The 10,857-nt window shown below is 37.4% G+C and carries 10 protein-coding genes and 1 other RNA gene; 4 read left to right on the forward strand and 7 right to left on the reverse strand.

From position 1 onward, the window contains the following. The 4 genes from JHK64_RS07340 to JHK64_RS07355 all read right to left on the reverse strand — a co-directional run. Nucleotides 1-782 (reverse strand): Ig-like domain-containing protein (locus JHK64_RS07340; protein WP_199568368.1); only part of this gene is annotated, 782 nt, incomplete at its 3' end. 217 nt (nucleotides 783-999) lie between these two features. Then, nucleotides 1,000-1,098, reverse strand: an RNA gene (gene ffs, locus JHK64_RS07345) — signal recognition particle sRNA small type. Between the two features lie 25 nt (nucleotides 1,099-1,123). After that, entirely contained in the window at nucleotides 1,124-1,621 is a 498-nt protein-coding gene (gene tadA / locus JHK64_RS07350) for a tRNA adenosine(34) deaminase TadA (RefSeq protein WP_373880433.1), read from the reverse strand. Then, the gene (locus tag JHK64_RS07355) at nucleotides 1,621-2,397 is read right to left on the reverse strand and encodes an MBL fold metallo-hydrolase (protein WP_199568370.1); all 777 of its coding nucleotides are present in this window, start codon (nucleotides 2,395-2,397) and stop codon (nucleotides 1,621-1,623) included. The genes tadA and JHK64_RS07355 overlap by 1 nt, the downstream gene beginning before the upstream one ends. A 142-nt stretch (nucleotides 2,398-2,539) precedes the next feature. On the opposite strand from JHK64_RS07355, the gene polA reads away from it, so the two are divergent. After that, nucleotides 2,540-5,176 carry a DNA polymerase I gene (gene polA / locus JHK64_RS07360; protein WP_199568373.1) on the forward strand — a complete coding sequence of 879 codons (2,637 nt, stop codon included), beginning with the start codon at nucleotides 2,540-2,542 and terminating at the stop codon, nucleotides 5,174-5,176. A 10-nt stretch (nucleotides 5,177-5,186) separates the two neighbouring features. After that, complete coding sequence (locus JHK64_RS07365; RefSeq protein ID WP_199568374.1) at nucleotides 5,187-5,612, forward strand: CoA-binding protein; 426 nt, start codon at nucleotides 5,187-5,189, stop codon at nucleotides 5,610-5,612. A gap of 46 nt (nucleotides 5,613-5,658) precedes the next feature. On the opposite strand, the gene JHK64_RS07370 is transcribed toward JHK64_RS07365, so the two are convergent. Further along, nucleotides 5,659-6,414, reverse strand: coding sequence for a DUF975 family protein (locus tag JHK64_RS07370; RefSeq protein WP_199568375.1), 756 nt, complete (start codon nucleotides 6,412-6,414; stop codon nucleotides 5,659-5,661). A gap of 175 nt (nucleotides 6,415-6,589) precedes the next feature. Between JHK64_RS07370 and tgt the strand changes: the two genes are divergently transcribed. Next, a complete protein-coding gene (tgt, locus tag JHK64_RS07375; protein ID WP_199568376.1) occupies nucleotides 6,590-7,732 on the forward strand; it encodes a tRNA guanosine(34) transglycosylase Tgt in 1,143 nt (380 codons plus the stop codon). Nucleotides 7,733-8,006: 274 nt separating this feature from the next. Then, nucleotides 8,007-8,690 carry a TipC family immunity protein gene (locus tag JHK64_RS07380; protein WP_199568378.1) on the forward strand — a complete coding sequence of 228 codons (684 nt, stop codon included), beginning with the start codon at nucleotides 8,007-8,009 and terminating at the stop codon, nucleotides 8,688-8,690. Between the two features lie 74 nt (nucleotides 8,691-8,764). On the opposite strand, the gene JHK64_RS07385 is transcribed toward JHK64_RS07380, so the two are convergent. Continuing rightward, a complete protein-coding gene (locus tag JHK64_RS07385; protein WP_246450946.1) occupies nucleotides 8,765-9,835 on the reverse strand; it encodes an FUSC family protein in 1,071 nt (356 codons plus the stop codon). 266 nt (nucleotides 9,836-10,101) lie between these two features. Continuing rightward, the coding region (locus tag JHK64_RS07390; RefSeq protein ID WP_199568380.1) for a Cna B-type domain-containing protein at nucleotides 10,102-10,857 on the reverse strand (756 nt) is incomplete at its 5' end.

The following is a 10,857-nucleotide window of genomic DNA, read 5'->3' on the forward strand; positions in this document are numbered from 1 at the left end:
ATCATTAGTTGTGTGGTCGAATTATTTGGTCGTGAAGTGTCATATGGAGCAGCTGTACCTACCGCTACTTGTCCTTCATTGCCTGCTTTATCAATGATGTAGGCAGAAATGGTAGTAGCTGGAGCCACTTCTACTTCTTGACCATTTTGAAGAATCTCTTGAGTAATCGTATAAGAAGTACCATTAATCATTAAAATATCGCCAACTTCTGTACCAGTTGGGACTTTAATCGTTGCAGTAATAGTGCCGTCAGGACCAACTTCTGCGTGATTATAAACACCGTCAGCGCCTGGATCTTCAAAAGAGATAGTAGGTGCAAGGGGTGCTATCGTGTCAACAGCAAACTGTATAATATTTCCACTTCCTTGTGTCCCATCTAACCCGTTAAAATAAGATCCTGTTGCTAAATTAATTTTCCCTAAGCCATCGTAGTTGGATAAAGGTATTACTGTTGCTGTCCATGTCTTACCACCATTTGAAGCTGTTAAATGAGAAAGTGTCACACCTTCAACCGAAAAAGAATTCTGTTGTAAGCCAAAAATTGGTCCGGTAAATGATACACGAAAAGTTGTTTTTTCCCCGATAGATAAGGTTGTGTCATCAATCTCAAATTGTTCAAAAGTTGTTGCGGCATAAGCAGTCATTGGTGAACCAATGACTGGTATATTAGGTATTAAATTAAAGACTGTTACACCTAAAATAACAGACACAACTCCAAGATTTAATTTACGCAAACCAAAATGTTTTTTTCTTCTTGAACTTGAATTATTGATAAATCTCACAATAGTTTCTCCTTGATAAATTATAGTGGTTATTATTTGATAAATATAAGTTACGTTCAATAGTCTATCACAAGCTTTCATTAAAGTCTAATAAATTGATAAATTAAATAACATCATAAATGAAACTGTTAACAGTAGCTTTTTTGTCCCCAAAAAAGCCCCAAAATTTTAACAATCGATATAAAAACCCTATGAAACCTTGATATCATAGGGTTTTTAAATTAGACAAAAAAAGAGCACACAGCTTACATCGCTTAGGGCTGCTGGATTCCTCCCCTGACCCACTTCACGCAAAACTGTTGCTCCATAGTTTATTATAGCAGAATTTAAAAATTCTGCAACTAGTCTTCTGTCGAATCATTTTTAAGTGTCGCGTTTTTCTCTCTGCGTTTTCTGAAAAAATCTTGCATGATTTGGGCACACTCTGTCTCAAGGATGCCTGTTTCAACAGCCACTCGGTGATTGAGACGTTGATCGCTTAAAATATCATAAAGGCTACCTGCTGCGCCAAACTTACTATTTTTAGCACCATAAACAACAGCTGGTATTCTTGCCAATCCAATAGCACCACTGCACATGACACAAGGTTCAATCGTCACAAATAGAGTGGTCTCCAGTAAACGCCAATTGCCTTCAGACTGGTTGGCTTCGTTGATGGCCATGATTTCTGCATGCATAATCGCTTGATTGCGTTCTTCTCTCGCATTATGACCCCGTCCTATAATCTTACCCTCTTTAACAATGACGCAACCGATTGGAATCTCATCTTTTTCAAGTGAACGATGGGCTTCTTTTAGGGCTTCTGACATGAAATATTCTTTTTCAGCTTGACTATACATTACAATTCTCCTAAATCCCATGATTTATGAGGATGGGCCAATTCAACTGGAATACCGTCTGTATAATTAGCAGACTCTTGTCTTAAGATTTCCAAATAATCATCATCGTGTTTGCCATCTTTTGAAAATTGAGGTAGATGTGTCAAGACTAGTTTCTTCACTGCTGCTTCTTTAGCGATTTGCCCTGCTTCTTTACTGGTCAAGTGGGCGGGATGATTTTCATTACCCTCAAATAAATAAACATCTGCTAAAAACAAATCGGCATCTTTGGTGAAAGCTGCTAAACCATCAAAATAGCCAGTGTCCCCAGTAAATACAAGGACTTGATTGGTAGTTTTTTCTTTAATTCTCATGGCATAACATGGCACTGGATGAACCGTTTTGATAAAAGTGATTTCAAAAGGACCAATCGTCTCAACACCAGAAACATTATAGGCGATTCCCTTTGCTACATCAGGAAGGCTGAGTTTAGCAAATTCTTTTTCATCTTCATCATGACCATAAACCGGTAAAAGTTTTGGCTCCCAAAGTGTTTTTGGATAGAGGAGGCGATAGTGAAATAAGACACCTAAATCAGCGATATGATCCGGATGATAGTGACTGATAATCACAGCATCCACTGCTAACGGGCTAATTTCTTTTTCCAGTTCATTGATGGCTCTGCTCCCTACATCCATCAAGAGTTGAAAACCGTCTGAACTGGTGACAAGATAACTGGTTGTACCTGCATCTTGATAAGGATAGGCTCCCCAACAGCCTAGAGTTGTTACTTTCATGCTTTTTCCTCCTCATTTATTGCTGTCTTTATTATATCAAACTTACTGCTAATTAACAGACTAATGGTCAGTTTAAATCTTTTTAAAACGAGCGGACATCTCACGCGCCCTTTAAAAGTGCTTCTTATGGTATAATAAACCTATGAAAAATAAGAATAAATTACTATTAATTGATGGCTCATCCATCGCTTTTCGTGCCTTTTTTGCCTTGTACAATCAAATTGATCGCTTTAAAAATGCTAATGGTCTTCACACCAATGCTATTTATGGCTTTCATTTGATGCTTGATCATATGATGAAAAGGGTTAATCCTACTCATGTTTTAGTGGCTTTTGATGCTGGGAAAACAACTTTTAGAACCGAGATGTTTTCAGACTATAAGGCTGGTCGTGCAAAAACGCCTGATGAGTTTAGAGAACAATTTCCCTTCATTAAAGAAATGCTGACAGCACTAGGCATCAAGCATTACGAACTTGACCGCTATGAAGCAGATGATATCATAGGGACCCTTGATAAACTCGCTGAAAAAGGAGAGACTTTTTATGATGTCACGATTGTGAGTGGCGATAAGGACCTCATCCAGCTGACCGATGACAATACTGTGGTTGAAATTTCTAAAAAAGGGGTCTCAGAATTTGAAGAATTCACACCAGACTACCTGATGACAAAAATGGGGATTACTCCAACACAATTTATCGATTTGAAAGCCCTCATGGGTGATAAATCCGATAATATCCCAGGAGTCACCAAAATCGGTGAAAAGACTGGCCTAAAATTACTCTTGGAGCATGGCAGTCTTGAGGGCATTTATGCTAATATTGACAGTATGAAAGCCTCTAAGATGAAAGAAAACCTCATCGCTGACAAAGAACAAGCCTTTCTCTCAAAAACACTGGCAACCATTGATACCACTGCACCCATAACGATTGGTCTTGATGATTTGACTTACCATGGTCCTGAGGTGGAAAAACTCTCACAATTTTATGATGATATGGGCTTTAAGCAATTGAAGGCTAGCCTATCTGGTGCTGGACAAAAAGAAGTGGACGTGACCTTCACAGAGGTAACAGAGCTTCAACCTGAGATGTTTAGTGCTGACCAGTTTTATTATTTTGAGCTCTTGCGTCCTAACTACCATACAGAAAACATCATAGGTTTTGCTTGGGGAAATAAAGAAAAGATTTATGCCAGCTCTGATATCAAACTTCTTCAATCAGACCTTTTTAAACAAGCTTTGACACAACCGATAAAAACCTATGATTTCAAGCGAAGCAAGGTCTTGCTTAACCATTTAGATGTCCATTTAGCTACTTGTGCTTTTGATAGTAGACTAGCCAAATATCTCTTATCAACGGTTGATGGCAATGAACTAGCAACCATCGCCCATCTCTATGGCCAAACACCACTAGCTGATGATAATGATGTCTACGGCAAAGGGGTAAAACGTGCTGTTCCAGATAAAGAAATACTACTCACCCATCTTGCCAAAAAAATTCGTACTTTGGTGGAAACAGAGCCGGTCATGACAAAAGCGTTGGCAGAAAACCAACAGCTCGACTTACTCTTTGAGATGGAAATCCCTCTTTCCAATGTCTTAGCGAAAATGGAAATCGAGGGGATTTCTGTTGATAAAACAAGCCTGCAGGAGATGCAAGCAGAAAATGAAGTGACCATTAATCGCCTGACTCAAGACATCTATGAAATGGCGGGTGAAGAGTTCAATATCAACTCACCAAAACAGCTGGGACATATCTTGTTTGAACGATTGAAATTACCGCTTTGGGCCACCAAGAAAACCAAAACAGGTTATTCTACTGCCGTTGATGTCTTGGAAAAATTAGCACCTACTGCGTCAATTGTTGCTAAAATCTTAGACTATCGTCAGATTACCAAGCTCCAAAACACTTATGTTGTTGGCTTACAAGATTATATCTTGTCTGACGGAAAAATTCACACTTCCTATCTTCAAGACCTAACACAGACGGGACGTTTATCAAGTGTCGATCCCAACCTTCAAAATATTCCTGTTCGTTTAGAACAAGGCAGATTAATTCGAAAAGCCTTCACTGCTAACCAAGAAGATAGTGTGCTTTTGAGTTCTGATTACTCGCAAATTGAACTACGTGTTCTTGCTCACATTTCTAATGATGAACACCTCATTGATGCCTTCAATCACGGGGCTGATATCCACACTGCTACTGCTATGAGAGTCTTTGGTATCGAAAAACCAGAAGAGGTTACCGCAAACGACCGTAGAAATGCTAAGGCTGTTAACTTCGGCGTTGTTTATGGTATCTCTGACTTTGGCCTCTCAAACAATCTTGGGATTACAAGAAAAGCAGCCAAACAGTATATTGACACCTATTTTGAACGCTATCCTGGCATTAAAACCTACATGGATAATATTGTTAAGGATGCGCGTGATAAGGGTTATGTTGAAACACTCTTTCATCGTAGACGTGAACTACCTGATATCCACTCACGCAACTTTAATGTTAGAAATTTTGCAGAACGAACGGCTATCAATTCACCCATCCAAGGATCCGCAGCTGATATCTTAAAGGTGGCTATGATTAACCTTGACAAAGCCCTTGAAAAAGGGAACTTCAAGGCTAAAATGCTTTTGCAAGTCCATGATGAAATTGTCCTTGAAGTGCCTAAAGATGAGCTGGAGGCTGTCAGACAGCTGGTCAAAGAGACGATGGAATCTGCTTTCCTATTAAAAGTACCACTCATTGTTGATGACAATGCTGGTAAAACATGGTATGAAGCCAAATAAGGAGACTATAATGACTTATCACTTTCAAAATCCTGATCAAGAAACCATTTTTAATTATCTAAAAGACAGTAAGACGATTGCTGTTGTTGGTTTGTCTAACCGACAAGAAAGCCCTGCTTACAGGGTTTCTGAGATTATGCAAAAAGCTGGTTACAAGATTATCCCTGTCAATCCAAAGCAGGCCGGTAAAATAATCTTGGGGGAGTTAACCTATGCTTCCTTGAAAGATATTCCAGAGACAATAGATATTGTCAATGTCTTTCGTCGGAGCGACTTTTTACCCGAGGTGGCTAAAGAGTTTATCACCACTGATGCTCGCATCTTCTGGGCTCAACTGGGTCTTGAAAATGAAGAAGCTGAACAGATTTTAAGAGACAATCATCGAAATGATATTGTCATGAACCGTTGTATTAAAATTGAATATTTTAACATGTAAAAAGACTGTAGTCTTTCTCTTAATGAGAAGGCTACAGCCTTTTTTCTTACATCAATTTCATTGGGAAAGACATTTTTTGTAACTGTCTTTTTTCTTGCAGCATTTTTTCATAAAAAATAGTATTACTTGTTAGTAAGTAGGGCAATACATAAAAACTCGCTAAACCAAACGTTACACCTACTAAAACATACCAACCGATAAAACTAAGGTGTAAGAAAAACAGTTGCCGTTTATAACCTTTCATAAATTGACGACTAGTTGCTAATAATACAAGGGGATTAATTTTTACATTTTTTTGATAGTACTCATAAAACAAGAGTTCAACAAAGAAATAACGATAAAGGGTGATGAGAAACATGATAAGTGATAACAAAACGAGAACAACACCAGTTAGACTAACACCACTCGTTAAAATCATAATGTAGCCTACAGAAGAAGCAAAAAACCAAACAAATAAAAGCAGATTTTTCATCATCATAAGACCAAATAATGGTAAAAACAATTTGGTTTCAAACGCGCGTTGGCTATCAGAAAACCGAACACTTTGGCGCTTTCCTCGAATTACATCAAGCAAGGTCAAAAGCGTAGAGAGTACAAAAAAAGTCACTAGGGTACTAAGAGCTAGCGTAAATAAATTATCTCCCCAACTTGTTCTTGCTTGGCCACTTAGCGTGAGTTGTTCAAACACTGTAATCCCCATATAAAACAGAGTTGATAAGACTGGTAATAGGAATAATTGATACTTACCAGGCAAACGTTTGAGGATTGTTCTGGCTTCCTTTTTAATGATTGATGGTTTCATGTCTAAATCCTTCTATAAAGATACGCTTATTATAGCATAGTTGCCGTAAGAATACTGCTTTAGAAATCTATCATCATTTTTAATATCAAAGAAAAATGACAAATGTGACTTATTTTGATAGAATGAATAGGTTAAACTGCCTAGGACTGTTCTTCCTAGAAGCAAAGGAGAAAATATGACAACACAACCGATTCAATACCGTCTCATTAAAAAAGAAAAGCACACGGGAGCAAGACTTGGTGAAATCATCACCCCTCACGGTACTTTTCCGACACCAATGTTTATGCCTGTCGGAACACAGGCCACTGTCAAAACACAATCCCCTGAAGAACTAAAGGAAATGGGGTCTGGGATTATCCTATCAAACACCTACCATCTTTGGCTTCGTCCGGGTGATGAGTTGATTGCTAAAGCAGGAGGTCTTCATCAATTCATGAACTGGAATCAACCTATCCTAACAGATAGCGGTGGCTTCCAAGTTTATTCTTTGGCTGATAGTCGCGACATCACCGAAGAAGGTGTTACTTTTAAAAACCATCTCAACGGCTCAAAAATGTTTTTATCGCCGGAAAAAGCGATCAGTATTCAGAACAATCTGGGGAGTGACATCATGATGAGTTTTGATGAGTGTCCGCAATTTTATCAACCCTATGATTATGTTAAAAAGAGCATTGAAAGAACAAGCCGTTGGGCAGAACGAGGACTAAAAGCCCACCGTCGCTCGCATGACCAAGGGTTATTTGGGATTGTTCAAGGCGCAGGCTTTGAAGACCTTCGCCGTCAATCAGCGAGTGATTTGGTTAGCATGGATTTCCCGGGTTACTCGATTGGTGGATTAGCTGTTGGAGAAACACATGAAGAGATGAATGCTGTTCTTGACTTTACAACACCACTACTCCCTGAAAATAAACCGCGCTACCTGATGGGTGTTGGTGCACCTGATAGTCTGATTGATGGAGTTATTCGTGGCATTGATATGTTTGACTGTGTCCTTCCAACTCGTATTGCTAGAAATGGGACTTGCATGACGAGTGAGGGTCGCGTCGTGATTAAAAATGCGCAGTATGCCGAAGATTTTACTCCACTTGATCACAACTGTGACTGCTACACCTGTCAAAACTACACACGCGCCTACTTACGCCATCTCTTAAAAGCAGATGAAACCTTTGGCATTCGACTCACAAGCTACCACAACCTCTACTTCCTCATCAACCTAATGAAACAAGTTAGAGAAGCAATCGTTAATGACAACCTTCTAGAATTTAGAGAAGATTTCATCGAACGCTATGGTTACAATCGTTCAAAACGTAATTTTTAAGAAAGAGAATAAATAAAAAAGTGCCACACTTATGGCACTTTTTTGATGGTTCAACAGGACAATGGGCTGATAAAAATCATTTAAAAAATTATCAGATAAAATGCGTTCAACAAAGTGAATCCCCATTAGTCACTATTTATTTTTTAAATAAGATGACAGTTAACATTATTACTATTCAAAGGGATATGATATAATGAAACAATTGCTCTTGAGAAATGATTATTCTTTATCGAACAACTAGAGGCATCTAGTCAAAATTAAGGAGGAAAAAAGATTGCTAAAAACAAATCGCATAGTCATTATTCTTATCAGTCTTTTGGCAACTATTGCCTTAACCGTTATTGGTCTTTATTATTACAATAATCGTATTCAAAATGTTTTTGATGAGATGTATTACGATACCGGTGGTGCAGGAGAAATCAGTTATGACTTATTTGGGAAGCGTTATGAAGAGGGAAGCTATGTCTTTGGACAGTTTAATGATGTGACGGTTAACTATTCAAATGTTTTTGATGAAGAAATGAATGATACACGAAATAGAGAGCCTCATGTCTATTACCATGATGAGGTTTTGCCACCACATTACATAGAAACTCAAATTGATTTTAATTTTTTCCATAAAGATATTACTGGTATTGACTTTATTTTTAAAAAAGAAATTGTTCCTGGAGCAAGAGTTCTGATATTTGTTAGATACAATAAAAAAATAAATATACTAAACAGTAAGATTATCGCTCTCTCTTTCGAACAAGGACTAACCTATGATTACCTTGAAGAAGAATCAAAGATTAAAGCCTATCTCAAAGAACATGACATTAGTGCAAAAGAGCTTGACAATATCTACGATGAGTTGATGAATGACAAGATTTTAAGCGACTGGACAAAACTCTATGACAGTCAGTATTCTCCTAGTGATTATGGCAATGTCAAAGTGGTTACCCAATGGGAAAATTGGTAAAAAATTAACTTCTCACTTTTTTTGACAATCATTCAAAAACACACAAAAAAGTGCCAGTCCTATGGCACTTTTTATTATTGACTTTTTTCTTTGACGCTGGTTTTACTGTTATCTTTAGTAACTGCTAGATAATGATCAAGCATCAACCACATTAACCAAGCTGTGCCAAAACCGATAAAACTACCTAACAGAACACCAATAAAGCGAGATTGAAACAAGTGAAGCGATAAATCACTGTGATTGGTAACAGATAGTAAAAGAACCATCGGCGTGATAAAAATGTTGGCAACCGCATAATTTCTAGGAACATAGTATTGTGCTAGAGCATAAAAGACAGTAATCAAGGTAATCAAAAGTACTCTAGATAAAGGGAGTATCAATAAAAGACTGGCTCCAACTAATCCAACAAAAGTACCTGCTAAGTATTGTAAGTGCCGGTGTTTCAATGCTTCTAAGTTTTCAGCCAGTAAAATAGACGCACAGGCAAGCGTCACCCAGTAAGGATTACCTAGATGTAAACCATGACTCAGATAAACAGACATAAACAATGCACTGCTATAAAATATAGCATCAACAAGTGCCAAAGGATCTTTGAAAAACCTTTCTTTAAAAGTATTGTGAGGTATAGCTACTTCTACTCTGATTTCCGTTTTTTTGATAATGAAAGCACCAACAAGGCTAATCATAATCCCCAAGAAAAAAAATAAAATAATTTCGGCTAATTTTTTCTCAGGAATCGTTATGGTCGTTCCCATGGCTGCCACCATAACAAAAAAGATACCTCCAGGTTTATGTACATTGAATAATCTGGTTAACAATCGACTGATAAAAGCAATAATACCGACGACTAAAGGTGAAAACCAAGGAGAGTAGGATGATAAAAATCCCAAGAGAAAAACAAGTAACAAAGACCCACCGATAATGCTAAGATTCCTAAGCAAATAAGGCATGGGAAGATTTTGATAGTAAAAAAGGGTAAATAACCCTAATGAGGCAAAATTAGAAATCAAAAAATCATTTCTCATATAGCCGACCATCAAAACGATAAAAATAGCAAAACCGATTATGACAACACGGTAAGGATTATCTACCATTGGCTTTAGTTCAAAAAGGGATTTCAATTGTTTAAAAATAATCATAATCATATTATAGCACTTATTTTTGAAGGCTCAATAAAAACCATCTCCTTTGTTAGAGATGGTTTCACTAAATTATGTTAAATACTTCCTCAAACACTTTCAAGACTATTCATTGAGGTTATCAAATTTAAAGAAAATCTGAGTAAAATTTTTACGATAAAAACTCCTCCACTCTATTTTAGAGTAGAGGAGTTTTTCAACTTAAATAGCTTTCACATCAATGATTTATGTGAGTGAAATATCTATATTCTAGTCATTTTACGACAAAATGATTAGTTGTTAGCATAGCGTTTGTAAGTAAAGATACCTGCTAAGCCTGTTATTACCAATCCTACTAAACTAAAGAGTAGAGTTGATGACTCTCCAGTTTTTGGTAATGGTTGTTTTGGATGATGAACATTAGTAATGTCATATCCCTTAATCACTGTCGTATAGCCTTTAACAGCATCTTCTGATAAGCTATACTCGATTTTCTTACCATTCTCATATTCTGGAAGATTCTCAAAACTATATGACCACTTGTCTTTTGCTGTCACTACAACGTGTTGCACTTCTTTACCATTCGCATAAAGGCGTACGGTAATAGATTCTGGTCTTAACTTGTCTTTATTATCAGCGTCATCCCATGTCTTCTTACCAACAACTTTAGTAGTGCTTGGTTTGTGAGTGTTAGTCACATCAAAGCCATCAATAGTAGTGGTATAACCGTCAACAGCGTCTTCTGTCACACTATAAACAATCTCTTTGCCACCTTTGTATTTTGGTAAGTTCTTAAATTCATATGACCAATCACTGGCTTTAGAAACAGTAGCTGTTTGGCCTGTCGCAACACCATCTGCTAAGAGGTTAATCACAACTTCATCTGGACGAATGCCATCTTGGTTCTTAGCATCTTTCCATATCTTACTTCCCTTAATACTGATTTCTGCTGGTGTATGAGTGTTAGTAATGGTAACGTTACCTTGGTCTAAGTCACCGATAGCAACTTTATAACCATCGACTTTTCCTACTTCTTTAACAGTGTAGAC

The organism is Streptococcus zalophi (genome assembly GCF_016481285.1).
GTDB lineage: Bacteria > Bacillota > Bacilli > Lactobacillales > Streptococcaceae > Streptococcus > Streptococcus zalophi.

Excerpts from the sequence above, each read along its gene's own strand:
- tadA (WP_373880433.1), bottom strand. The coding sequence starts at position 1,621 with ATGTATAGTCAAGCTGAAAAAGAATATTTCATGTCAGAAGCCCTAAAA.
- JHK64_RS07355 (WP_199568370.1), bottom strand. The coding sequence starts at position 2,397 with ATGAAAGTAACAACTCTAGGCTGTTGGGGAGCCTATCCTTATCAAGAT.
- polA (WP_199568373.1), top strand. The coding sequence starts at position 2,540 with ATGAAAAATAAGAATAAATTACTATTAATTGATGGCTCATCCATCGCT.
- JHK64_RS07365 (WP_199568374.1), top strand. The coding sequence starts at position 5,187 with ATGACTTATCACTTTCAAAATCCTGATCAAGAAACCATTTTTAATTAT.
- JHK64_RS07370 (WP_199568375.1), bottom strand. The coding sequence starts at position 6,414 with ATGAAACCATCAATCATTAAAAAGGAAGCCAGAACAATCCTCAAACGT.
- tgt (WP_199568376.1), top strand. The coding sequence starts at position 6,590 with ATGACAACACAACCGATTCAATACCGTCTCATTAAAAAAGAAAAGCAC.
- JHK64_RS07385 (WP_246450946.1), bottom strand. The coding sequence starts at position 9,835 with ATGATTATGATTATTTTTAAACAATTGAAATCCCTTTTTGAACTAAAG.